Below are 22,154 nucleotides of genomic sequence, written 5' to 3'. Positions count from 1 at the left end.
TCGAACAGTGGCTTGGCGCTACAGACTGACGTAGGTGGTCGTGTGGATATTTATTCAAGCCGTCAACGCAGTGGGTGGACTTATCGGTGCAGACGGTGTATTGTTCCTGTATGCCCGAAGAAGTCCTGTTCAAATCAGAGAGCGACCAGAGCCGAGAAGAAATCGCGTCATATCTTCGTAGTGTCGCTGACAAACTCGAACAAGGTGAAGCGGTCACGCTTAAATCTGGTTCCGAGTCCGTGACGATGGAGCCGCCAGCACGACCGACGTTTGAGGTCAAAGCCGAACGCGAGGGGCCGACGGACAGCCCCGGTGAATTGAGTATCGAATTTGAACTCGAATGGGACGAGAACGGCAACGAGGGGGGCAGTGGGAGCGGTCAGTTAGAAATCGAGTGATTAAATCGAACCCCTACACTTCTGCCCGTTCTGATTCCGTGTTACCGAGGTCGTCAAGTCTGCCGTAGGACACGTCGTCGGGGTCGTCGTCGCTCAATTCGTACTTCGCCAAGTACCGTTCAACTGTAACTGGCGAGCAATCGAACTCTTCAAGCGCCGCTATCTCGTCCGCTGACAGTCCTTGCTCGATATGTAGGCGACGAAGTGTCGGTTCATGGCGGTGCTTTCGGGTCATACCATATCGTTCCAAGTACACCGTGACGTAGCTCTTCGAGACACCGAGTTCATAGGCAATCATGCGAGGTGATAGCCCGCGCTCTCGGTACGCCTGTTCGAGAAATTCTCTGTCAGCCCACGGTTCTTCGTTGGGGATCTGGTCTTCAGGAATCCAAATTGCCATATCCGAGTATACGTGCCGCACACAATTAATGCTTCATAGTTATAGAAATATAGTTCAATAATGCCCTGCAATATTAGGGCAAGAGAAAAATGTCCAAAGTGTTCGCGGGGTCAGACGGCTCGTTCATGTCGGCATGGCAAGCGTGGAAGCGTCGAAATCACGAATACGAATCATTCGTTATGGGCCAAGGAGATACGATGGTGTTCCGGACAACCGACGAAGAGGGGAATGAAGAGTTTATCTGGTATCACGGGATTGCGGAAGACGACCTTCCCGAAGGAGTGGAAATCAACGGTGTGACTGTTTGAGATAGACGGGAGTAGAACCAAACCGACCGTTCCAAACAGACAAATGAGCGTGTCATAGAAAGATTCGCACGTTCTGCCTATCCAAGTCTTGTCAAGACTCGCGTGCAAGATACAGGGCGCGTATCTTACACCTGACTGCGACTGTTGGTACGCCGCCGAGTACTCGTGTTGGCCGTGCTACCGCGAGGGCTTCAACGTCTCAAGCCCGAACTGTGGGGATTAGTGATCAAAGCCATAATTTGCTTCCATCGATTGATTACCTCTCTCACGGTTTCCCACGACAGGGCTCTGAAATGAATGATAATCGCTATAACGAGGGGTGGACGAGCATTGAGGCACAGAGGAGCCTACCCTACCAGTCGCTTACGTCTACTGGTCTTTCTCCCACGTCTCGTCTCTCGATGTTCGCTCGCTCGCGGATTGCCTCCTCAAGATCTCGTGCCCCCGTCCAGTCACGTAGGCCCGATAGCTTTTGGAGTGTTTTCCTACTCACTTTTATTGGTTCTTCGAGAGTTTTTTCATATCCGGTCAGCGATTTTTTCTCGTCGTAAGGGTTGTCTAAGATATGTATAAGTGCCTCTTCGAGGGTCTGAATGCCTTCTACGCCTTCAGCTTCGGTCTTCCCTGCAACCTCCCGAATATGGTCTTTCAGAGCCTCCGACAGGGTCAGACTAGTCTGTGACTGCTCCTCATCAGATAGATTCTTTGTGATATTGAGGAGTGCGTTTAGGAGTGTCTGAACGTTGTCTACATGTTCACTGTCATCTTTTTTAACAAGTTCATCAAAATGGTCTGTTAATTCCTTCACTGCTATGTGGTTATCTGATCCGCTTCCGGAGGGAGGGTTGTTGTAATCTCCAGGTTCGGCGTTAGGCTCAGTATTTACTCCAACGGTAGAATCGACATCATCCTCGGAACCAGTATCAGACTCACTTTTGAGTTTGTCTTTATTCAGCCACCATACCTTAGCGGTAGACCCGACCTTCAGACTCTCAATCCACCCCCTCTCGTCCAACTTGCGGAGGCGATTGTAGATGATATCCGGTGAATCATCGACGCGCTCCGCAATCTCACCGGATGTAACCGGCTCGGTATCGTTGTTCAGATAGTCCGCCATCACACGAAGGATACCGGGATCTTTTGCTGAACGGAACATCTCGTCGTTAACAAGCGACTTGTCTACCGCCGTATCCGGGGCCGGAACCCACCACACTCGGGCGCGTTCGCCCAGGCTTTTCGTTTCAATCTCGCCAAGTTTGTGTAGCTCCTTCAATCGATTCATCACCGTATCGGGGTGGCAGTCGAAGTGATTATCCTGTATCGTAGTCGCTGTCACCGGAATACCCGGCTCTATCGTCGCCAATACGTCTTTCCGCTTTACATCACGTTCTGGTCCTCGTGTCATAGTTAATTGAGTTCAAAGCCTGCGTCCAATTAGTAACTGTCTGTTTGGAACACTAACAGCCCCTTTGAGAGTTTGAGCAGGAGATTTTCGTTTTCAACAAGCCCCTCCTTCGACTCACCAATTGGGATTTGGTATCGGTCAGGATTCTCCGCAGATTCTCGCACCTCTCCTAATCCCGCGATTTTCGCACGACGACGGCATTCTTTCTCATCGAGGTAGGTCCACTTTTTGTCCGTGTTCTTCGGCACTCCGCGGTCGGTGTAAAACGGAGAACCGTCTCCCGAATAGACCGTCTTCATTTTTGAACCTGAATCGAACTCCCCGCGGACGATATATTTGTAACCCTCACGCTCAGGAGTATACCAGAAAGTGAACCGGCGGACCTTCCCGTCGATGTTAATCTTAGCTCGCACACACTGTTCGACGGGAATTTCCTCATCACGTCCGCTGTATGGTTGGCTCCCTTCAATTTCCTCGTAACTCAATAGCTCAGCGTTCATCGGCTCCTCCTGCTCTTCTGACTGCTGGTTGTGAGTCTGCTCTGACCTCTCCTGTACGACGACGAATGGTTCGTTACAGTGCGGGCACTCTACTTGCATCGTATTTTGGTTCGCCATTGCGTTTCAATTGTTTACAGACAAGGACATAAGTGTTGGGGTAGTGTTCAAGAACACTCTATCAACACTTTCCGGGAGGAGTGGGAACACGGTATTAACATTAATTCGATGACCGGCGCTTTGTCTGACGTACTGTAATGTATCCCCCCTTCGAGGTGTGTCACGGCATCCGGCGAACGTCGTAGCTTACTACAGATCCCGACGCTGATGACCCTACGATAGGCAGTGCTGACTATATCCTCTATATCTCGCACTGCCTTCTATAACTATAGTCGTCTCAACATTTCTACTGCCGGTCGAACCGCAGTAAATCGGGTGTGACTGTTTCTATGACACGCTGGACAAATGATAGACTGTACCATTTGCGGCACGAACGTTGGCGGGTTAGATTATCTGAATCAGGCGTGCGAAGAGGAACACTTGGTTCTGTTGTCTCCGACTACTCGGGCGCTACAACGTCCCGTCTAACTCTTCGCCGCCGTCCATTTCCTCTTCGACCATCGCCACAGCGTCGTCAGGTTCCTGTGGAATTTTAACATCAGGATTTTGGTTAGTCATACGCATAGTTCAGACGCCAGCAAAAATCCTCTTAGATTAATTGATTATTCCCAACAGATGTGGTATAGACGGCCTGTATGCAGGATTTCCGGAGATATTCTTTTATGCGGCGAGTCCTAAGTTTATACGTATAGAATCTCGCGTAAGCGATGAACTGCTGGATAGAATTGTACAAACAATGATTGATGGAAAAATCGCCAAATTCAGCGGAAGAAGCGCCCGACAAATGCAAGGAGTGTGGAAGTGCTATCGGCCCTGAAGCCCGTCCACGGTCAGAACTGCGAGAGTCTCACTGCGTTCTGTGTGGTACCCGGCAAGCACTGGAACAGAAGGTGAGTGACGAACAGTAGTACCCGATTATTCGGATAGTTTTTCTTCTATCGCTTTGACTGTTTTCAACATCTCTTCTTGGCTCATATCTTCGACCAAATTCGTCGGGTCTGGTGACGGTATTTCGGTTTCGTATTCCCCCGCGATTGCTTCGTAGGTGGTCAGTGGGACTTGACAGGTTGGGCAGTGGTCGGGGTCTTCAGGTAGGCGGTCATGGCACTCGGGACATTCCTGAAGCGTCGGACGGCCAAGGACAGGTACCTCACCAGAGGTTGGCAGTCCCAAGTCCTCACGGATAGAATCGTTGGACAATTCGTCAGACATGGACACGTATATCTCGAACTGTGACGAGTCAGCCGACCAACCAGCGATTTTCTTGATTTTTTGTTCGTTCAGCCCCTCAAGCACCATACGAGTAATCGCAGTGTGCCTTAGAAGGTGTGGATAGACCGGTTTTTCAGGTTCTATGCCAGCCTTCTCTCCAATTCGGTGGAGTTTGTCACGAACAGTCTGGTAGTGGATCGGCCCACGGGGATTTCTATCGTCGGGAAGAGGCGCGTCCGGAGTCGGGCAGAAGAGCGCCGCTTCAGGGTCGTCCTTATATGGATGGTTTCTGTACCACGCCTTCACGTAATGTTTGGCCCACAGCAGAGGCTTGGATCCGCTCGCGCCTTTCAGAGTTCCTTCTTCCTCATTAAGCGTAATGTCCATCGTTTGGCCTCGTATCGTGACGTGCTTGTTCCGGAGAGTCCGAAGTGCGTCGATTCGTTGTCCCGTAGCCAATCCCATAGCGAGTAAGGCACGGTCACGGAGAGTGTAGCAGTTTTTTAGAAGAGCGTCCACGTCTTCCTGAAACAGTAGGTCGTCAGCCCCTACCTGCCGACCCCGTTCCTCGTCAATCTCAATCGCCGTAGGGTCAACTCCGAGTTCGGGATGGTAGCGATAGAACACTCGGAAAGCCTTCTGGTAATTCGAGACACCAATACCTTCGTCTTTCACGTCAGGGTGCGCTCCGGAGCGCATGGAAGACAGAAGCGAAGATAGGTTGTTCTCGTCACTTTCGACAAGTGGAACTGTAGCCCGTCGCGCCGCTGTTCGGAGAACAGTGAAGTGACCACGGACAGTAGTAAGTTTATTCTTACCTTGGTCGTGTTCAATGAAATCTTCAATTGCTTGGGCGTCTTCTTTCACAATATCGCCCGATTCAACTTCCTCTTCCAGCCGAGAGTGTTCGTTTGCGATAACAGACCACTCGTCGTGTGATTTAGATACCATTCCGAATCGCCACGTTTAGTCTATGTAGCGGTAGGATAATATAGTTTAGGACTGGAAATCGTAGTAGGAGACGAAGTACTCGACGGCGTTGTCGGGAAACAGGCTCCGGAACTCCTCGTAGAGTTGCGCGGCCAGCGTCTTGTTGTGGGCGATCACCAGCGTCGGCTGCTGAATCTCCTCGATCACCCACGAGACGGTGTTGGTCTTGCCCGACCCGGTGACTCCGAGGAGGGTCTGGCGCTCCGTCCCGGAGTCGTAGCCGGACACGAGTTCCTCGATGGCGTCCGGCTGGTCGCCCGCGGGATCGAACGGGGCGTCGACCCGAAACGGACGTTCGGCGTCGGGACGGTCCGGCGACAGTGGACCCGAATTCGCGTCGCTCACGGCTACCGGTGGGTGCTCGGCGCACTTGACGGGTTCGCTTGGGCGGGGCCGTCACGGTCCCACCCGCGCGTGGCGGGGGCGGGTCCACGACCACCGTCGATATGTATGCGTAGGCCCAAGACCACCCATGGCGCCATCGCACGTCCTCGTCCCGCTCGACGGATCGCCGCTGGCGGACGAGGCACTCGAACGGGCGCTCGAACTCTTCGACTGTCGGGTGACCGTCCTGAACGTGGTGACGCCGATCGACGGGGCGATGAGCGAGGGTGGTATCCTCGAACCCGGCGAGGACCGGTGCGAGAGCGCACGTGACCGGGGCGACCGCATCGTCGATCGGGCGCGAGCGCGGGCCACCGACCTCGACCGGACGGTCGAGACGGCGGTGGAGACCGGTGATCCGGCCGAGGCCATCCTCGACTACGTCGACGCCAACGACGTCGATCACGTCGTGATGGGTGGCCACGGCGGTCAGCGGAGTGATATCGCTCGTCGGCTGCTCGGAACCGTGGCGACGAGCGTCGTCGGCGAGGCCCCCGTGACGGTGACCGTCGTCCGCTAACCGGCCTCACCCGCCGAGCACCGCGGCGAAGGCCCTGTAGAGCCCGAACCCGATCGCGATGGAGGTGACCAGAGTGATGAGCCAAAACGCGAGAGTCACGCCGATCTTTCGGCGAGAGACGCCCGCCGAGCCACCGGCGAGTCCGCCGCCGATGACGCCGGAGATGATGATGTTGTTGAACGAGATGGGGATCCCCAGCGCGATGGCCAGTTGCGCGATGATGAACCCGGGAACCAACGCGGCGATGGAGCGTCTGGCTCCCAACTGTGCGTACTCGCGGGAGGTCGCCTGAAGCAGTTTCGGCGCACCCATCCACGCGCCCGCGAGGATGCCGACCGCGCCGAGCGCCAGCAGGACGATGCCGGGCAACCCGAGTTCGGTCCCGTAGAGGTTCTCGAGCGGTCCGGTCGCCAGCCCGACCTGACTGCCACCACTGGAGAAGGCGACGACGCTCCCGAGGAGGACGAGAAAAGTTCGGATGCCGTCCTCGACCGATGCCTGCGTCCGCCGGCGAACGAACTGGAACCCCACCGCGGCGGCCGAAAGTGTCACGAACACCGCCAGCGGGTCGATCCCGCCGACGGTCGGTGTCTCGACCCCCCTCGCGACGAACCCCGCGATGGAACTCTGGGTCGCGTCGGGCGGCGAGGGGATGACCCCCAGTTGGACGTTGGCGACGATGCCGCTGACGACCGCCGCGAGCAACGGGACGCCGACCGTCTCCGGGACGTCGTCGCGTCGGAGCAGGGTGGCGGTGAGGTAGGCGAGTCCCCCCGAAACTGGAGGCACGAGTATCCAGAAGAGCGCGATGCGACGGTAGGTGTCGATGGCGGGGTCGCCGCCGAGCGAGAGGCCGACGCCGACCATCGCCCCGGTCGTTGCGAACGCCGCCGGGACCGGATAGCCGGTGTAGACGCCGAAGGCCATGAACCCGGTCGCGGTCAGCAGGCCCGCAGTCGCCGCCAGCGACGTGATCTGGACGCCGTCGACGAGCCCCGCCCCGATGGTCGCGGAGATCGCCCCGCCCTGGGTGAGTGCGCCGAGTGCGGCGAGGATGCCGATCAGGAAGGCCGCCCGCATCGTCGAGATGGCGTTGGCACCGATCGCCGGCGCGAACGGTGGCGAGTTGCTGTTGGCACCGAGCGTCCACGCCGTGGCGAGACTGGTGAGTGTCGCCAGTCCGACCAGCGCCCAGAAGCCGACTCCCACCACGTTCAGGGACCTCCACGGACGGCGGTGTGAACCATGTCGCGCACTTCGACCGACGCGGATATTAAAGTTCGTCCGGCGAATCGGATCGCTGAGCACCCGCGTTTGTCGCCGGTTCGCCGCCGGACACGCCTCGAGAGGGTATCGACACCACGGACCGGTTCACAGCAGGAAAACGAAGAGGAGGTACGAGCCGACGATCGAGAGTGACGGCGTGAGGATCCAGAGGACGACGATTCGACTCGTCGCCGCTGGGTCGAACAGACTCTCGGCCGCCAGTTCGTCGATGTCTTCCTCGCCGATCGGTGGGATCGACGGGGGATCGTCTTGTCGACTCTCGGTGTCGGACCCCTCGCCGGCCGCGAGGTCACCGACGGTCGGTCCGGCCGGTTCGGCCTCCTCGGCCGACGGGGCGGCGAGGGCGCCGGTCGTGAGATTCGGCCCCGGTTGGGCCTTGGACGGCGGCGTCGCGAGTTCCGCGAGCGTGGCGGCTCGGCTCGCTCGACCCCAGCCGAGACCGATGATACAGCAGGTCGTACTCACTGCGAGGCTCGCCGGAATGCCGTAGTACGACAGGACGGTGATGATCGTCGCACCTACGGTGGAGACGATGAGTGCCGCCAGAATGGGGAGATCCGTGATCCCGTCACCGACCGTCGCGAGCGTACGCCTGGCGATCGTGAACCCTCCGAGGCTGATGGCACCGACGGCCAGCAACACGCCTTGATCGATGCTGACCGCGCCGTTGCCGACGAGCGGCGCGACCGCGTTCGCGGCGTTCGACGCGCCCGCGCTGAAGCCCATGTAACAGGCGATGGCAAGCACTAGTGCCGATCCAACGAGGTCACGGGGTGACGCGTTCCTGTTGAATCGGAGGCGGGGAACCCGCCCCGACCGATCGATCTGCACCAACTGTCGTTCGAGGCGCGTAAACGACAGCCTCGCTTCGAGTTGCGGGTAGACGTACCGGCCGATGACCGCCCCGACTCCGAGTCCGATGAGCGGTGCGACGATCCACGCGGAGACGATCGTGAACATCAGCGTCTCGTTGAGCGATCCCGTCGCGAGCCCGAGCCCCACGATGGCCCCGACAGCCGTCATCGATGTCGATGCGGGGACGCCATAGAGGTTCGAGACGAGCAGCGAGAGCCCGGTGAAAAACAGGACGCCGACACCGGCCACGGGGGTGAACTGTGCGGCCGGTACGATGCCCTCGCTCATCGTTACGATGACGTTGCGTCCGACCGTCCACGCCCCGACGAACGCGAACACGCTGAAGAGTGCTGCCGCCGTCACCTTCCTGACGAGCCGACTCCCGACGGCAGGCCCGAACGCGACGCCAGTCGACGATCCTCCGATGTTGAATCCGACGAACGCGGCGACGACCAGGCCACCAACGACGAGTAGTGACACCATGGTATAGTGACCATCCTTTCGGACACAGACGTATTGGCGTGTTCATCCGTGGTGCTTTCGGACACGGACGGTCCACACGCTCGAGCTGTGCTCGGAACGACTCCGGGTCCGTCTCCCTCTCGCCGGCTGCTTACAACCGGGCCGTACGACCGGTCGGCGGATTTATCCGACGGCTGAAACTATCGGTCCCGTGTGACCGAACAGCCTGTCGACGGTGAGGGCACGGGCGAGAACGTCGCCGGTGAGGTCCCCGTGGCGGAGCCGGCGGCCGTCACCGCCGACACGACGATCCACGACGACGGCGTCGAACTCGAACGGACCATCGGGCTCGTCGGTGGACTGGCGATCGGGATCGGAACCATGATCGGGGCCGGCATCTTCGTCTTCCCGGGGTTGGCGGCGAACAACGCCGGTCTCGCGGCCACCCTCTCGTTTGCGATCGGCGGACTGATCGCGTTGCTCGTGGCGCTCCCGACCTCCGAACTCGCCACGGCGATGCCCCGGAGCGGTGGCGGCTACTACTTCATCTCCCGGGGGATGGGGACGGCCTACGGTGCGATCGTCGGCCTCGGGCTGTGGCTGGGGCTGATGTTCGCCTCCGCGTTCTATCTGGTCGGACTCGGTCACTACGCGAGCGCCGTCTTCACCGAACTCGGTGTCGAACTCCCCTTCAGTCCCGTCATCGGGATCGGACTGCTGTTCGGCGCAGCGCTGACCGCGTTGAGTATCGGCGGGACGGAGAACACCGCGAAGATTCAGAACGTCGTCGTGGGAATCCTCCTCGTGGTGCTCACGGGGTTTCTCTCGTACGGTGTCCTCGACGCCGTGGGCGTGTTCGGCCGCGGGACCGTTCCGGAGCAGTTCTTCTCGAGGGGATACTTTCCGGTGTTGACGACCGCGGCGCTCGTGTTCACGTCGTATCTGGGGTTCGCCCAGGTCGCGACCGTCGCCGGCGAGATCAAACAACCGGGCCGGAACCTCCCGCTGGCGATGGTCGGCTCGGTACTCGTCGTCACCGTCTTCTACGTCGTGACGATCTTCGTCGCGACCAGCGCGTTCGGGGCCGATCGGCTGGGACAGTTCGGGGAGACGGCCATGGTCGAAGTCGCCCGTGACTTCCTCGGGTTGCCCGGTGCGGTCGCGATCCTGGGCGCCGGGCTGTTGGCGACGTTCTCGAGCGCGAACGCGTCGATCCTCAGCGCCTCGCGGGCGGTGTACGCGCTGAGCCGTGACGCCCTGCTCCCCCGGAAAGCGAGCGAGGTCAACCTCCGGTACGGCACGCCACACGTCGCCCTCCTCGCCGCCGGTGGCCCGATCCTGATCCTCGTCGCGACCGGACGGGTCGAACTCCTCGCGGAGGTCGCCTCGTTTCTCCACCTGATCATGTACGGGCTGATGTGTGTCGCCCTGATCGTGTTGCGACGGCGGAACCCCGAGTGGTACGCGCCCAGCTACCGGGTGCCCGGCTATCCGGTGGTTCCGGCCGTCGGTGCCCTCGCCAGTTTCGGACTGATCGTCTTCATGCAACCCGCATCGATCGGTATCGGCGTCGTCGTCATGATCGCCTCGTACCTCTGGTACCGTTATTACGCTGGGACCGTCACACTCAAAGGAGACGTCTGACCATGACGGACCGACCATCGATCCTCGTCCCGATTCGCGTCCTCGAAGGGGAATCCGTCCCCGAGGGCGTGCCCGACCTCCTCGCGAACGCCCACGTCGTTCTGCTGGGATACCACGCCATCCCCGAACAGACGGCGACCGGACAGGCACAGATGCAGTTCGAGGACCGAGCCACGGAACGCCTCGACGAGTACGAGACGATGTTCGAGGAGGCAGGGGCGACCGTCGAGCGGCGACTCGTGTTCACCCACGACGGACAGAAGACCATCGACCGTATCACGACCGAACACGGCTGTTTGGCCGCGCTCGTCCCGAACGCGACCGGACCGGTGGAAGACGTCCTCGTCGCCGTTCGCGGTGCCGTTGGGGTCGACCGCCTCGCCCGTGTCGTCGCGGGCCTGTTCGGGGAGACCGACGCGTCGGTGACGCTGTACCACGTCGCCGATGCGGACACGACGGACGACGATATCGAGACGCTCCTCGGTGGACTGGTGGACCGATTGGCGGATCTCGGCACGGACGCCTCGGCCATCGAGACACGGGTCGACCGCGGTGACGACGTCCTCGACGCGATCGTGGACGCGGCCGACGCGTTCGATGTGGTCGTCATGGGTGAATCGGATCCGTCGCTGGCGACGTTCGTGTTCGGGATGCCGGCCGACCAGGTCGCGGATCGGTTTCTCGGTCCGGTCCTCGTGGCGCAGCGTGAATCGGTTCCGGACGACGAGAACTCCCCCGAATAAGGGCGTGCGACGTGGTCGACGTTCCCTCGACCTCCGGCGACGTTCGGAGCCAGCCACCGACGTCCCTCGCGAATCGGTCGTCACGCAGCGTGGCCCGTCGCCGACGTCGACGGGCCCCCGTTCGGCCCGCCCGCTTCAACACAGGAACTCGGTCAGTCGGTCGCGGTAGGCCTCGGGTCGGTCCGCCATCACCCAGTGGCTGGCCTCGTCCACCCCCATCAGTTCGGAGCCGTCGATATCCTCGTAGAGTCGCTCGGCCCACTCGATCGCCTGGAACTCGTCGTTCGCACCCCACAGGAGGAGCGTCTCCGCGGTGATCGCGGTCGGATCGACCTCGGTCGTGTGGTTCGTGTTCGTCGCGCTCGCGTTCCGCACGAGCGAGGTGACGCCCGTCTCGGAGTTCCACGGCTCCGTCATGCCTTCGAGGAACTCCTCGCTCGCGCCGTCCTCGTAGAGCGTCTCGCGGAACAGGTCGTCGAGGAGTGCCCCGAGTTCCTCGGGGGTCGTCTCGCGGGCCGTCTCGGGGAGGCCGAGGTCGGTGATGCGTTGGATCGGCCACGAATCGTACGCGACTGCGTTCGACAGGACGAGTTGCTCGACCGCGTCCGGGTTGTGCGCCGCGTAGCGCAGGAACACCCCGCCGCCCAGGTCGTGTCCCACGAGCGAGACGGTCCCGACGCCCAGTTGGGCCAGCAAGCCGTCGATCATCCTCTCCTGAGCGCGGAGCGAGCGGTCGAACCCGTCCTGCATCGCCGAGTTGCCGTACCCCAACATGTCGGGGACGACGACCCGACGTTCGGCTTCGATGGGCGGGATCACGTCCCGCCACAGGTACGAGTTCGTCGGAATACCGTGGAGGAAGACGACCGGATCACCGCTCCCTTCGTCGCGGTACGCAACGTCGAGGTCGTGGCCGTCGACGACGACGCTCGCCGTCTCCTGTGCGTCGGTCCACTCCTGATACGTCGGCATGGTCCCGTTCTACGACTGGCTGCCGGAAAGCGGTACCGCCCGCTGGCGTGTGACGTGGACGAGCCTCGTTCCCAGACGAACGGAGACGGGGACAGGAACTTTGGGGTGGCAGTCGTAGGGCCGCCGATGACGGTATCCGAACTCGAACGAGCCAGTGACGAACTGGACGCCGCAGCAGAACTGGCAGACGGTGACGCCAGCGAGCGACTGGCGACGCAGGCCGACCACTTGGCGGAGTTGGCCGAGACCGGCGCGGACCACGGCCGCCTCGCCCGCCACGAGAACACCCTCCGCGAGCTCGAGGCGGACGCGGGCGACGACGTGGCCGCGCGGATCGACGCCGCGATGGATTCGATCACCGCCTACCGCGAGACCATCGAAGGCGTCTGACGTCCCGTGTGAACGCCTCTCGAACCCCTCCATTTCCGGTGGAGATTACGCCGGCCGATCCGCGCGGCCGAGCGACTCCCCTCAGCAGACGTTCTTCGGCTTGATCCCCATCGACTCGAGGATCTCGACGTAGTCGTCGTACGCCGCGTCGATAACCGTCCGGGCGGCGGTCTCCGCACGGTCCCAGTCGTCGCCGTCGCAGTTCTCGTCGAGGGCGTCGACGATCCGGTCGCGGTCGGCGTCGATCCCGTCGCGGAGGTCGCGGAAGGTGCCGGCGGTCGAGGGGTCGGCGTCGCCGACGAAGAAGCCGACCATCTGCCCGACTGTCCGGTCGAGGACGAGCGAGTGGCCGAGCGCGCCGCCCAGTCGCTCCACGGGGTCGTCGAACCCGGCGAGCGCCGCGTACGTCCGTTCGGCGGCGGGGTCGTCGTCCGAGTCGGCGGCGACGGTTTCGGCGCGGTCGGCCGCGGTCGTCGCGAGCGTTTCGAACAGGACCGCGTCGTCGCCGTCGTCTGCCCACGCCTCGAACCGCTCGGCCGCGGCCGCCGCGTCCGTCGCCGCCGCGGACAGGACCGCGTCCCCGTTCATCTCGCCGGCGGTCAGTGCGTACAGCCACTTCGAGGAGCCGAGTCGAGAGAGTTCGGTTTCCAGGTCGTCGGTCAGCCTATCGACGAGCGTCGTGCCGTCCATGGCCGGCGCTACGACGGCCCGTCGTTTGTATGCATCGCCAGCGACTCGCCGGGTCACACGCCGGTGTCCCGGAGCCGTTGCTGGCCGCCCGGTCGCCGGAAGAACGTGTGGATGGTGCGCGGTCCGCTACCGTTCGGCGGTCGCTACGAGGCCGACTAGTCGTCGCCGTTCTCCGCGGCTCGCTCCCGCTCGCCACTCCGGTTCGGGGCTCCGTTTTCGTCGGTCACTCGGCCTCGCCTGTTTCGCGGCTCCCTACCGCTCCGCTTCGAGGGCTCGGTCCCTTTGATCCCTGCGCCCTCGCAACGCTCGCCGCTCCACTACGACGCGCAGTTCCCTGCGGTCACTGCGCGTCGCCCTCCACCAACGGCCCCCCGCGCTCGGTCCACTCCGTGAGACTCCCCTCGTAGAAGTCGACGGTTTCGTAGCCGAGATGCCGGAGGACGACGTACGTGTGGCTGATCCGCCGGGCGGTGTTGCAGTAGAGGACGATCCGGCGGTCGGGGGTGATTCCCCGGCCGGCCAGCAACGCCTCCAGTTCGTCGCGGGGTTTCAGCCCGCGGGTGTCCTCGTCGACGAGTTCGCGCCAGTCGAGTTGGATCGCACCCGGGAGGTGAGCCTCTTCGTACTCCCACGCCTCGCGGGTATCGACGATCAGCGCGTCGGTGTCGAGTGCGGCCTCGACCGTCTCGAAGTCGACCAGCGGCGACGACGCCGGCTCCCGGACCTCGTAGGTCGCGGGCGAGGGGTCGGGCGTCTCGGTCGTCGTCTCCTCGGCCCGACTCCACGCGCTATAGTCTCCGTCCAGCAAGTGCAGGTCGCGGTGGCCGTACAGCATCGCCGTGACCAGAAACCGAGCGGCGAACACCCCGTGTTCGTCGTCGTACGCGACGATGGGGTCGTCGGTCCCGATACCGGCCTCCGCCATCAGTTCCGACCACCGCTCCCGCCCGGGGAGCATCCCCTCGTCGCCCGCTTCGCTCCGGAACTGGTCGAACGGGACATTGACCGCGCCCGGGACGTGCCCGATACCGTCGAACTCCCACGCGTCGCGCACGTCGACCACCCGCACCGCGTCGCGGTTGGCCGCGAGCCAGTCGACGGAGACGACGATGTTCTCGTCCATACCCACCCGTACATCCCCGCCGGGTTTAGAAACGACGCTTCGGCGCGTCCCACACCGAGACAATATTTGCCGCCTGTTTCCCGGCCCGGCGGTCGTCAGTCGGGACAGTCGGCGTCCTGAACCGTTCGGCCGGCCAGGTAGTAGCAACATTTTCCGGTTCGGTGGAGGATTGGCCGCCTCTGCCGTCAGTGTGGGGATTATACGGGAGGGTGCCGTAGGGTCTATCGCTATGTCAGACTCAGCGTACGCGAAAGACGTTCTGGTGTCGGCGGACTGGGTGGAAGACCACCTCGACGACTTCCAGAGTGACGACTCGAACCACCGACTCGTGGAAGTCGACGTGGACACCGAAGCCTACGACGAGGGCCACGCCCCCGGTGCCATCGGCTTCAACTGGGAGACCCAACTGCAAGACCAGACCACGCGCGACATCCTCTCGAAGGAGGACTTCGAGGACCTCCTGGGGAGTCACGGCATCTCCGACGACTCCACCGTCGTGCTGTACGGTGACAACTCCAACTGGTTCGCAGCCTACACCTACTGGCAGTTCAAGTACTACGGCCACGACGACGTGCGCCTGATGGACGGCGGGCGCGACTACTGGCTCGAGAACGACTATCCGCTGACCGACGAGGTCCCCGAGTTCTCGGCCGTCGACTACGAGGCCTCGGGTCCCCGGGAGAGCATCCGTGCCTACCGCGAGGACGTCGAGAACGCGATCGAGCGCGGCCTGCCGCTGGTTGACGTCCGCTCGCCCGAGGAGTTCACGGGCGAGATCCTCGCGCCCCCGGGACTGCAGGAGACCGCCCAGCGCGGCGGCCACGTCCCCGGCGCGAAGAACATCTCGTGGGCCGCCGTCACGAACGACGACGGCACGTTCAAGACCCGCGACGAGATCGCCGACCTCTACGCCGAGGAAGGCATCGACGGCGAGGGGACGACCGTCGCCTACTGCCGCATCGGCGAGCGCTCGTCGGTCGCCTGGTTCGCGCTCCACGAACTGCTCGGCTACGAGGACACGATCAACTACGACGGCTCCTGGACCGAGTGGGGCAACCTCGTCGGCGCGCCCGTCGAGAAGGGCGAGGCCGACGACTAGTCGGCCTCGATACGGAGCGGTGAGCGGGAGCGAACCGCGGAGAAGGGCGACGCCAAGTGAGCGGAGCGAACGCGGCGTCGTAGTGGAGCGGCGAGCGTTGCGAGGGCGCAGGGACCGAAGGGACCGATCCCTCGAAGCGGAGCGGTAGGGAGCCGCGAAACGGGCGAGGCCGAGTGACCGACGGGAACGAGGCCTCGAATCGAGTGTCCCTCAATCCTCCGCGACGGAGACGTCGTTGAGCTCCGCCGAGAGGCGCTCGGCGCTCTCGACGGCGAGCGCGACGGCCAGCGGCCCGGCGATGACTCCGACGGGTCCCAGCGTCAGGAGACCGCCGACGAACCCGACGAAGTAGAGACTCCCCGGGAGGTCGGCCGTCTCGCGGGCGAGCCGTGGTCGGATCAACACGTCCGGCAGCCACGCGATCAGGACGAGTCCGGGGACGAGGACCATCGACGCCTGCACGAGGTCGCCGGCGATCACGTGACCGGCAGCGAGGACGACGAGCAACACCGACGGACCGATCACCGGGACGAACTGGAGGATCGCGGCGACGACGGCCAGCGTGAGGACGTACGGGTAGCCAAGCAGGAAAAAGAAGACCGCCGCGATGACGAAGGTGCCGGCTGCGGTCGCCGCCTGGAGGACGTAGATGCCGAAGAGGGTCGCGCGGGTCCGCCGCCCCAGTCCCCGGGCCAGGTCGCGGTACCCCTGTGGGACGAGGGCGATTGCCGCACGGTCGGCGTCGGCGGTCCTCGAGAGCAGGGCGAACACGAGCATCACGAACACGGTCAGTTTGAGCGCCAGGACGGGACCGACGACGGCGACCGACCGGGCGAGGCTCCGCCCGTATCCCAGGACCATCGCCCTGGCCTCCGAGAGGGTCACCGTCGCCGAGAAGCCGTAGAGGTCGACCGTCAGCGTCGGCGGGAGCGACGAGAGGATCGCGAGGATCTCGTCGAGGCGGCCGACCACGACCAACAGGAGCGGGACTGCGAGGGCGACGACCGCGAGCGCCGCCGCCGCCGTCGCGGCGATGCTCGCCCACCACGTGGAGAGCCCCCGGCTGGTCAGTTCCTCGTGGAGCGGCACGAGCAGATAGGCGACCGTCACGGCGAAGAACACCGTCGCCAACACGTCTGCGACGAGGACGGCGGTCCCGACGACCGCGAGCACGAACACCGCACCGAGGACGTGCCGACGTTCGAGCGTCACGCCGGTACGTGCGGTCGGTGGGGAGAAAACCGTTTCCCGCCCGGAACCACCGCTGCTTTACTCATTGCGTGTGTCTCCCGGTGTATGGTCGGAGCGCGGCGGCGGTACAAGTTGGCCGACAGCGCACAGCAGATCGTCGGGGGCTTCCTCCTCGCCGGTCCGTTCGTCGTGACCGAGGAGGTGTGGGTCCTCGCCGCCGGCATGTCGTGGCTGCAGACCGCCGCAACCGTCGGGATCGTCCTCGCGATCGGGTACGGCGCGCTCTACAAGGCCGACGACCGCGACCCAGACGCCGAGACCGAAGTGGGTGGGATTCCCGTCCGGTTTCTCTCCCTCGTGGCCGTCTCCTACGGGTCGGTGTTCGCCCTCGCCGTGGCGTTCGGCGCGCCCGCGACGTTCGTCGGCGAGACCGGCGGGCCACTCGTCGACGTCGCTGGTGTCGGTGTCGACCTCCGCGCAGCCGAGGTGACGCTCAAGGCCGTCAGCGTCGGCTCCGTGTTCAGCGTCGTCGGCGCGGCGACGGCCGACTCGCTGTTCTGAGCCGTCGGCACCCCCTGCCGCCGGCCGAACGTTCATACCCGACGGTGTCCATCGCATCGTATGCCCATCTCAGACGACGAATGGGACCGTGGTGCCCTCCAAGCCGACGCCGATGCCGCCGACACGACGCCGGTCGGCGAGTACGAGGACGAGAAGGAGTTGATCGTCGCCTTCCTCTCCGACAACGTCGACAACGCCTACACCAGACGCGAAATCGTCCGTGGCGTCGACTTCGGGAACGACGCCCGCCCGGAGACGATCCGCGAGGTGCTGACCGAGATTCAGGACGAACTGGTCGACCTCGCGGGTGACGTCGTGGCGAGCGGGATGCTCGTCGACGACGTCGACGACGCCCTCGACGAACTCGTCGCCGAGGGGATGGTCGCCGAGCAGGACGTCGACACCGGCAACGGGACGACGACGTACTACCGGCTCAACACCACCGACGCCCGGGACTGAGGCCGTCCCATGCCCGACGCGGTCCCGGCGCTGCTCGTCGGCGCGCTCCTCGCCCAGTTCCCGATCGCGGTCTGGGTGGCGCTCGACGCGCGCCACCGCAACCTCCGGAATCCGGAGATGTACTGGCTCGGCATCGTCGTCCCCGCCGCCGGGTTCGTCGTGATCCTGTACTACTTCTCGGCGCGGGAGCGGTTGCCGACGCTGGATCCCGAGCCGTAGGATCGTCCCCATTCTTTTACCCGAAGCCGCCACACGTCGCCGCATGGTAGATTCACCCGCGTCGTCGGCGGCGTTGGTCGGGGCGACCGGCGGTGCCGGGACCACCCGACTCGCGGTCGAACTCGGCGCGCTCTTGGCCAGCGACGGCCGCGAGGTGGCCATCCTCGACGCCGCCTTCGCCACGCAGGGTCTCTCCGACTACCTCTCGGGGCGGATCGATCCGGACCTGACGACGCTCCTGACCGACGACCGCGACGCCCCACTCGCCGACGGGTTGGTCGAGTTCCCGCTCGACGACACCGACGGCCGGCTGGTGTGCTGTCCGGCCGCCGCGCCGTTCGAACGGCTCGCCCGCGCGAAGTCCCCCGACGCCGCTCGGGTCCTCGAGTCACGCATCGCCGCGGCGACCGAGACGTTCGATCACGTCCTCGTCGACACGCCGCCGGTGGCGGCGAACCAGTCGGTCGCGGCCGTGACCGCCGCCGACCGGACGGTCGTGGTGACGCCGGCGACGGCCCGTGGTCGCGATGCGGTCCAGCGTATGCGCGGCCGCCTCGAAGACGTGGGTGTCGACCTCGACGGGGTCGTGTCGGTCCGCGGCGACCTCTCCGTGGCGGACGCGACCGTCCCCGAAACCACGGCTGGCGCGGCGGCCGCACCGACCTGCCTGTCGGAGCGGTCCGTGGCGACCGGCGTCGCCGACGTTGCGGGTCTCGTCTTCGACGCCGATCCGTCGGCCGGATCGGGGTACGGACTGCTGGACTCCGTCGGCGAGTACGTCCCGCGGTAGTCGTTCGGCCGCCGTCGGCTTTCACGCCCCGACGAGCGGCCTATCCGCCGACGACGAACTCGCGTCGGGCGTCCTCTAGGACGGCGCGGGCGTGCCCCGTCGGCTCCGCCAGTTCCGGCTCGTACCGCTCGACCACCTCGTCGTCCCCGAGGAGGAACGTCACCCGGTCGGTGTGGCCACCGTCAGTCGACACGCCGAACGCGGCCGCGACCGATCCGTCCGGATCGGCGAGTAGGTCGAACAGCAGGCCCTCCTCGTCGGCGAAGTCGGCGTGCGTCTCGACGTCGTCCATCGAGACGCCGTAGATGTCGACGTCGAGCTCCTCGAACTCCGCGAGCGTGGCTTGGAACCCGTTCGCCTCGACGGTGCATCCGCCGGTGAAGTCCTTCGGGTAGAAGTAGACGACCGTCGGCCCGCCGAAGTCGGGTGTCTCCGACTCGCCGTCTTGGTTGTGCGCCGTCACGTCCGGTGCGGGATCGCCGGGTTCGAGCATCGACTCCGGATGGGGGACGAAGGTGGATAACGCGTTCGCCGCGCTCCGGTCGTCGACCGCGGACGGTTACCGAAGGTCGTCGACCGAACTCATCGTCTCGGCCAACGCGTCGCGTTTGGCGACCGTCGCCGTCGCGTCCGGTTCGAGGACGCCCTCGACGGCGTCGGTCAACTCGGGGATCGGATCGTGGGTCTCCACGAACGTCGCCAGCGCGAACGTCGCCTCGTCGACGCCGGTGAGATCGACTGCCTCCGATCGGGAGAGGTCGCCGTCCAGCCAATCGCGCAGAATCCGTGTCGCAGTCGGGGCGAGCGGAGACACCCCCGTGACGCCACACCGGTGGAGGAGTTTGGCGGCGGTCATCGGGGCGATACCGGCCTCTCGGGCACAGTCGCCGACGCTCGTTCCCGCGGCGTAGGTCTCCAGGACGTTCGCGGCCGCCTCGGGCGTACACGGCAGTCGCTCCGCGTGATCGTCGAGCCGAGCGGCCAGTCCGTCCTCGGTCGCGTCGACCGTCGTGACGCCCCGGTCGCGCTGACCCTCCCGAACCTCGATCCCCGCGGCGATGTCCGACAGCGCCATCGAGGGAGTCTGGTGTCCCCCTCCGTGTAAAACCCACCGCCGGAGCGGGGTGTCGCCCCACGAACATACCGGTAACCGGTATGCTCTTGCTCGTGGTGGCCGCCGTTCGCCCCGGCGCTCGCCCCCGTTTAAATACACCATCGGGACCAACTTTCGACTGTGATGAGCCAGGCACGCGAGGCGGAGTGTCCGGAGTGTAGCGGGCGACTGAACGCCGACGGCACGGAGACGATCTGTGGGGAGTGCGGACTGGTCGTCGACGAGTACCGCATCGACCACGGTCCGGAGTGGCGATCTTTCGCCGACGACGAGGGCCAACCGGAACGGACGGGCGCACCCCTGACCCAGTCCCGTCACGACCGTGGGCTCTCGACGGACATCGGGCGGTCGACCCGAGTCAAGGGGCGAAAGCGACGGCGGCTCTCCCGGATGCGGACCCAGCACAACCGCGCGCAGATCTCGACGAAGCGCGAGCGCAACCAGGTGTACGCGTTTACGGAGGTCCGCCGACTCGTCGGGGCGCTCGAACTTCCCAAACACGTTCGCGAGTCGGCGTGTTCGCTGTTCCGGTCGGCACAGGACGCCGACCTCCTCCGCGGGCGGTCGCTCGAAGGGTTCGCCTCCGCGACGGTGTACGCCACCTGCCGGGTCTGCTCCGTCTCCCGGACCGTCGAAGAGGTGGTGGAGGCTGCGAAGGCGACCGAAGACGAACACCGGGCGGCCTACCGCGCACTCAACCGCGAACTCGACGTGGCGACCGGCCCGATCCATCCGGTCGAGTACGTCCCACGATACGCCAGCGAACTCGACGTCGACGCGTCGGTCCGACGTCGCGCCGAGTCGTACGCGCGGCGTCTGCGCGAGTCCGGTGACGCCGCCGGCCGGAACCCGAGTGGCGTCGCGGCCGCGTGTCTCTACACGGCCGCACGCGAGGCCGACGCGTCGCTCACGCAGGCGGCCGCGGCTGAGGTGGCCGACGTCACGCCCGTCACCGTCCGGAACACCTATCGACTGCTACAGGACTGAACCCCCGTCGCGAGCGATCGGAACGCGTCGGCGGCGACCGACGACGGCGCGTCCTCGACCACCGGTCGCTCGTCGTCGACGGATCGTCCCACGCGGGGATCGGCCGGCACCGTCGACACCGGCGCGCCGAGGGTCCGTCGGAGGACACCCTCCGGTGGGTCGTCGGCGTCGGTCGTCCGGTTGAGCGCGACACCGACGAGTCCGGCGTCGAGTTCGCGCGCCAGTTCTCGCGTCCGTGTCGCGTCCGCGAGGGCGAACCTGCGTGGCGACGCCACGACGATGCAGGCGTCCGCAACCGCGAGCGGGACCCCCACGTCGGCGCGGAGGCCCGCCGGACAGTCCACGACCACGTCGCCGTACTCGCTCGCGACCGCCCGCAGAGCGTCCGCCAGTCGGCGCACGTCGGCGGCACGCGCTCCGGCGAGCGAGCGACCACAGGGGAGGATAGACACCCTCCCGCCGCGGACTGCCTCCGTCACCGTCGCCCGCCCCGCGAGGACGTCGTGGAGGTCGGGTCCACGTCCATCGGGAAGGTCCGCCATGCCCAGGTCGGCGTCGACGACGACTGCGTCGAGGGCCGCCCCGAGGTTGTACGCGACGGTCGTCTTGCCGACACCGCCCTTCCCACCGGCGACGGCGACGATCACGCCAGCCTCCGGAGCGCCTCGACCGGGATGTCGACCGCTTCCGCCCGGTCGGCCAGCGTCGACGCTCGCTCCGCGACCGTCCGCAGCGTCGTCGCGTCGGTCGACAGCCGCGCGTCGAGCGTGGCGACGTCGTGGCCGCCGTCCTCGACCGCCCCCAGCCCTTCGACCGTGGCCGCGACCGACGCGCCGGTCATCCCCTCGCCCCGTTCGATGCGACGCTCGACCGTCGCCAGCCACGACGCGACGGGAGTCGGGGGCCCGTCGCCCCGCGCGTTCCTCTCCGGGTCGCTTCCGCTCCCGCCTCCCGGCGACGCGTCCGGGACAGCGTCCGCCGGCGGCCGCGGGTCGGCGAGTTCCCGGACTGCGACCTCGGCGTCGTCGTCGGCCGATCCTCCGGTCGCCCGCCCCTCGTCGACGACCGACACCGGCGGTCGACTCGGCGGTGCGGGACAGGCGTACCCGAGCGGACGTCGCTCGCCTGCGGGCACGACGCCGGTGAACCCGTCACGGTCCCACCCCGGATCGGGAACGCCGGCCCGACGGGGCGGGAGGACGGGGCCGTCGAGTCGGTTGTCGACCCGGACACGGCGGTCCACCGGGTCCGGGTTCCGCAGTTCGACCGTCACGAGGCGCACGTCGTCGCGGCCGTCGAGGCCGGTGACGGACCAGTCGGCGTCCATGCTCCGG

25 protein-coding genes and 1 pseudogene are annotated in these 22,154 nt (G+C 64.6%); 11 read left to right on the top strand and 15 right to left on the bottom strand.

Features of this window, described 5'->3' with window-relative positions:
- Window positions 1–110: 110 nt before the first annotated feature.
- A complete protein-coding gene (locus NBT81_RS00255) occupies window positions 111–398 on the top strand; it encodes an amphi-Trp domain-containing protein (protein WP_338740207.1) in 288 nt (95 codons plus the stop codon).
- A 13-nt stretch (window positions 399–411) separates the two neighbouring features.
- Here NBT81_RS00255 and NBT81_RS00250 read toward each other — a convergent pair whose 3' ends face one another.
- From NBT81_RS00250 to NBT81_RS00230, 5 genes and pseudogenes are all read right to left on the bottom strand, one after another.
- A complete protein-coding gene (locus tag NBT81_RS00250) occupies window positions 412–798 on the bottom strand; it encodes a hypothetical protein (RefSeq protein WP_338740205.1) in 387 nt (128 codons plus the stop codon).
- Window positions 799–1,458: 660 nt separating this feature from the next.
- Window positions 1,459–2,442: a hypothetical protein gene (locus NBT81_RS00245; RefSeq protein ID WP_338740203.1), complete on the bottom strand. Its 984-nt coding sequence runs from the start codon at window positions 2,440–2,442 to the stop codon at window positions 1,459–1,461.
- Between the two features lie 98 nt (window positions 2,443–2,540).
- Window positions 2,541–3,128: a hypothetical protein gene (locus NBT81_RS00240; RefSeq protein WP_338740202.1), complete on the bottom strand. Its 588-nt coding sequence runs from the start codon at window positions 3,126–3,128 to the stop codon at window positions 2,541–2,543.
- A gap of 915 nt (window positions 3,129–4,043) precedes the next feature.
- Complete coding sequence (locus tag NBT81_RS00235) at window positions 4,044–5,291, bottom strand: site-specific integrase (RefSeq protein ID WP_338740201.1); 1,248 nt, start codon at window positions 5,289–5,291, stop codon at window positions 4,044–4,046.
- A gap of 54 nt (window positions 5,292–5,345) precedes the next feature.
- Window positions 5,346–5,675, bottom strand: a pseudogene (locus tag NBT81_RS00230) (DEAD/DEAH box helicase family protein); the annotation flags it as partial.
- Between the two features lie 127 nt (window positions 5,676–5,802).
- Between NBT81_RS00230 and NBT81_RS00225 the strand changes: the two are divergent.
- Entirely contained in the window at window positions 5,803–6,234 is a 432-nt protein-coding gene (locus NBT81_RS00225) for a universal stress protein (RefSeq protein WP_338740199.1), read from the top strand.
- A 6-nt stretch (window positions 6,235–6,240) separates the two neighbouring features.
- Here the strand turns inward: NBT81_RS00225 and NBT81_RS00220 are convergent, their stop codons facing one another.
- Together NBT81_RS00220 and NBT81_RS00215 are read right to left on the bottom strand one after the other, a co-directional pair.
- Window positions 6,241–7,446 (bottom strand): inorganic phosphate transporter, encoded by a 1,206-nt coding sequence (locus tag NBT81_RS00220; protein ID WP_338740198.1) that lies wholly within the window; start codon window positions 7,444–7,446, stop codon window positions 6,241–6,243.
- A gap of 159 nt (window positions 7,447–7,605) precedes the next feature.
- Window positions 7,606–8,859, bottom strand: coding sequence for an inorganic phosphate transporter (locus tag NBT81_RS00215; protein WP_338740197.1), 1,254 nt, complete (start codon window positions 8,857–8,859; stop codon window positions 7,606–7,608).
- 192 nt (window positions 8,860–9,051) lie between these two features.
- On the opposite strand from NBT81_RS00215, the gene NBT81_RS00210 reads away from it, so the two are divergent.
- Window positions 9,052–10,482: an APC family permease gene (locus NBT81_RS00210; RefSeq protein ID WP_425498699.1), complete on the top strand. Its 1,431-nt coding sequence runs from the start codon at window positions 9,052–9,054 to the stop codon at window positions 10,480–10,482.
- Window positions 10,483–10,484: 2 nt separating this feature from the next.
- A complete protein-coding gene (locus tag NBT81_RS00205) occupies window positions 10,485–11,225 on the top strand; it encodes a universal stress protein (RefSeq protein WP_338740195.1) in 741 nt (246 codons plus the stop codon).
- 135 nt (window positions 11,226–11,360) lie between these two features.
- Here the strand turns inward: NBT81_RS00205 and NBT81_RS00200 are convergent, their stop codons facing one another.
- A complete protein-coding gene (locus tag NBT81_RS00200) occupies window positions 11,361–12,197 on the bottom strand; it encodes an alpha/beta hydrolase (RefSeq protein ID WP_338740193.1) in 837 nt (278 codons plus the stop codon).
- A 126-nt stretch (window positions 12,198–12,323) separates the two neighbouring features.
- On the opposite strand from NBT81_RS00200, the gene NBT81_RS00195 reads away from it, so the two are divergent.
- Window positions 12,324–12,587 (top strand): DUF7553 family protein, encoded by a 264-nt coding sequence (locus NBT81_RS00195; protein WP_338740192.1) that lies wholly within the window; start codon window positions 12,324–12,326, stop codon window positions 12,585–12,587.
- An 81-nt stretch (window positions 12,588–12,668) separates the two neighbouring features.
- Here NBT81_RS00195 and NBT81_RS00190 read toward each other — a convergent pair whose 3' ends face one another.
- A complete protein-coding gene (locus tag NBT81_RS00190) occupies window positions 12,669–13,277 on the bottom strand; it encodes a transcription antitermination protein (protein ID WP_338742591.1) in 609 nt (202 codons plus the stop codon).
- Between the two features lie 340 nt (window positions 13,278–13,617).
- Entirely contained in the window at window positions 13,618–14,400 is a 783-nt protein-coding gene (locus tag NBT81_RS00185; RefSeq protein ID WP_338740191.1) for a sulfurtransferase, read from the bottom strand.
- 229 nt (window positions 14,401–14,629) lie between these two features.
- Between NBT81_RS00185 and NBT81_RS00180 the strand changes: the two genes are divergently transcribed.
- On the top strand, window positions 14,630–15,499 hold the full coding sequence (locus NBT81_RS00180; RefSeq protein ID WP_338740189.1) for a sulfurtransferase: 870 nt from the start codon (window positions 14,630–14,632) through the stop codon (window positions 15,497–15,499).
- A gap of 210 nt (window positions 15,500–15,709) precedes the next feature.
- On the opposite strand, the gene NBT81_RS00175 is transcribed toward NBT81_RS00180, so the two are convergent.
- Complete coding sequence (locus NBT81_RS00175; protein WP_338740187.1) at window positions 15,710–16,711, bottom strand: AI-2E family transporter; 1,002 nt, start codon at window positions 16,709–16,711, stop codon at window positions 15,710–15,712.
- 84 nt (window positions 16,712–16,795) lie between these two features.
- Between NBT81_RS00175 and NBT81_RS00170 the strand changes: the two genes are divergently transcribed.
- Genes NBT81_RS00170 through NBT81_RS00155 form a run of 4 tightly spaced genes read left to right on the top strand, consistent with a single transcriptional unit; the run spans window position 16,796 to window position 18,719 of the window.
- Window positions 16,796–17,251, top strand: a complete 456-nt coding sequence (locus NBT81_RS00170) for a DUF2391 family protein (protein ID WP_338740185.1) — start codon at window positions 16,796–16,798, stop codon at window positions 17,249–17,251.
- Between the two features lie 60 nt (window positions 17,252–17,311).
- A complete protein-coding gene (locus NBT81_RS00165; protein ID WP_338740183.1) occupies window positions 17,312–17,710 on the top strand; it encodes a hypothetical protein in 399 nt (132 codons plus the stop codon).
- A gap of 9 nt (window positions 17,711–17,719) precedes the next feature.
- Complete coding sequence (locus NBT81_RS00160) at window positions 17,720–17,929, top strand: hypothetical protein (RefSeq protein ID WP_338740182.1); 210 nt, start codon at window positions 17,720–17,722, stop codon at window positions 17,927–17,929.
- Window positions 17,930–17,972: 43 nt separating this feature from the next.
- Window positions 17,973–18,719, top strand: coding sequence for an AAA family ATPase (locus NBT81_RS00155; RefSeq protein ID WP_338740180.1), 747 nt, complete (start codon window positions 17,973–17,975; stop codon window positions 18,717–18,719).
- 40 nt (window positions 18,720–18,759) lie between these two features.
- Here the strand turns inward: NBT81_RS00155 and NBT81_RS00150 are convergent, their stop codons facing one another.
- Together NBT81_RS00150 and NBT81_RS00145 are read right to left on the bottom strand one after the other, a co-directional pair.
- Window positions 18,760–19,212, bottom strand: a complete 453-nt coding sequence (locus tag NBT81_RS00150) for a peroxiredoxin (protein WP_338740178.1) — start codon at window positions 19,210–19,212, stop codon at window positions 18,760–18,762.
- A gap of 66 nt (window positions 19,213–19,278) precedes the next feature.
- Window positions 19,279–19,794 (bottom strand): hypothetical protein, encoded by a 516-nt coding sequence (locus NBT81_RS00145; RefSeq protein WP_338740177.1) that lies wholly within the window; start codon window positions 19,792–19,794, stop codon window positions 19,279–19,281.
- Between the two features lie 162 nt (window positions 19,795–19,956).
- On the opposite strand from NBT81_RS00145, the gene NBT81_RS00140 reads away from it, so the two are divergent.
- Window positions 19,957–20,820: a transcription initiation factor IIB family protein gene (locus NBT81_RS00140; protein ID WP_338740176.1), complete on the top strand. Its 864-nt coding sequence runs from the start codon at window positions 19,957–19,959 to the stop codon at window positions 20,818–20,820.
- Here the strand turns inward: NBT81_RS00140 and NBT81_RS00135 are convergent.
- Both NBT81_RS00135 and NBT81_RS00130 read right to left on the bottom strand, forming a co-directional pair.
- Window positions 20,799–21,467 (bottom strand): MinD/ParA family ATP-binding protein, encoded by a 669-nt coding sequence (locus NBT81_RS00135; RefSeq protein WP_338740174.1) that lies wholly within the window; start codon window positions 21,465–21,467, stop codon window positions 20,799–20,801. The two genes, NBT81_RS00140 and NBT81_RS00135, sit on opposite strands and share 22 nt — an antisense overlap.
- A complete protein-coding gene (locus tag NBT81_RS00130; protein WP_338740173.1) occupies window positions 21,464–22,147 on the bottom strand; it encodes a hypothetical protein in 684 nt (227 codons plus the stop codon). The genes NBT81_RS00135 and NBT81_RS00130 overlap by 4 nt, the downstream gene beginning before the upstream one ends.
- Window positions 22,148–22,154 lie beyond the last annotated feature (7 nt).

It is taken from the genome of Haloplanus sp. CK5-1, assembly GCF_037201915.1.
Taxonomy (GTDB): Archaea; Halobacteriota; Halobacteria; order Halobacteriales; family Haloferacaceae; genus Haloplanus; species Haloplanus salilacus.
This window is presented reverse-complemented; position numbering and strand designations above follow the sequence as displayed.

Bases quoted from the DNA above. Each gene is read 5' to 3' on its own strand.
- NBT81_RS00255 (WP_338740207.1), top strand. From the start codon at position 111: ATGCCCGAAGAAGTCCTGTTCAAATCAGAGAGCGACCAGAGCCGAGAA.
- NBT81_RS00250 (WP_338740205.1), bottom strand. From the start codon at position 798: ATGGCAATTTGGATTCCTGAAGACCAGATCCCCAACGAAGAACCGTGG.
- NBT81_RS00240 (WP_338740202.1), bottom strand. From the start codon at position 3,128: ATGGCGAACCAAAATACGATGCAAGTAGAGTGCCCGCACTGTAACGAA.
- NBT81_RS00235 (WP_338740201.1), bottom strand. From the start codon at position 5,291: ATGGTATCTAAATCACACGACGAGTGGTCTGTTATCGCAAACGAACAC.
- NBT81_RS00225 (WP_338740199.1), top strand. From the start codon at position 5,803: ATGGCGCCATCGCACGTCCTCGTCCCGCTCGACGGATCGCCGCTGGCG.
- NBT81_RS00215 (WP_338740197.1), bottom strand. From the start codon at position 8,859: ATGGTGTCACTACTCGTCGTTGGTGGCCTGGTCGTCGCCGCGTTCGTC.
- NBT81_RS00205 (WP_338740195.1), top strand. From the start codon at position 10,485: ATGACGGACCGACCATCGATCCTCGTCCCGATTCGCGTCCTCGAAGGG.
- NBT81_RS00200 (WP_338740193.1), bottom strand. From the start codon at position 12,197: ATGCCGACGTATCAGGAGTGGACCGACGCACAGGAGACGGCGAGCGTC.
- NBT81_RS00195 (WP_338740192.1), top strand. From the start codon at position 12,324: ATGACGGTATCCGAACTCGAACGAGCCAGTGACGAACTGGACGCCGCA.
- NBT81_RS00190 (WP_338742591.1), bottom strand. From the start codon at position 13,277: ATGGACGGCACGACGCTCGTCGATAGGCTGACCGACGACCTGGAAACC.
- NBT81_RS00185 (WP_338740191.1), bottom strand. From the start codon at position 14,400: ATGGACGAGAACATCGTCGTCTCCGTCGACTGGCTCGCGGCCAACCGC.
- NBT81_RS00180 (WP_338740189.1), top strand. From the start codon at position 14,630: ATGTCAGACTCAGCGTACGCGAAAGACGTTCTGGTGTCGGCGGACTGG.
- NBT81_RS00170 (WP_338740185.1), top strand. From the start codon at position 16,796: ATGGTCGGAGCGCGGCGGCGGTACAAGTTGGCCGACAGCGCACAGCAG.
- NBT81_RS00165 (WP_338740183.1), top strand. From the start codon at position 17,312: ATGCCCATCTCAGACGACGAATGGGACCGTGGTGCCCTCCAAGCCGAC.
- NBT81_RS00160 (WP_338740182.1), top strand. From the start codon at position 17,720: ATGCCCGACGCGGTCCCGGCGCTGCTCGTCGGCGCGCTCCTCGCCCAG.
- NBT81_RS00155 (WP_338740180.1), top strand. From the start codon at position 17,973: ATGGTAGATTCACCCGCGTCGTCGGCGGCGTTGGTCGGGGCGACCGGC.
- NBT81_RS00150 (WP_338740178.1), bottom strand. From the start codon at position 19,212: ATGCTCGAACCCGGCGATCCCGCACCGGACGTGACGGCGCACAACCAA.
- NBT81_RS00145 (WP_338740177.1), bottom strand. From the start codon at position 19,794: ATGGCGCTGTCGGACATCGCCGCGGGGATCGAGGTTCGGGAGGGTCAG.
- NBT81_RS00140 (WP_338740176.1), top strand. From the start codon at position 19,957: ATGAGCCAGGCACGCGAGGCGGAGTGTCCGGAGTGTAGCGGGCGACTG.
- NBT81_RS00130 (WP_338740173.1), bottom strand. From the start codon at position 22,147: ATGGACGCCGACTGGTCCGTCACCGGCCTCGACGGCCGCGACGACGTG.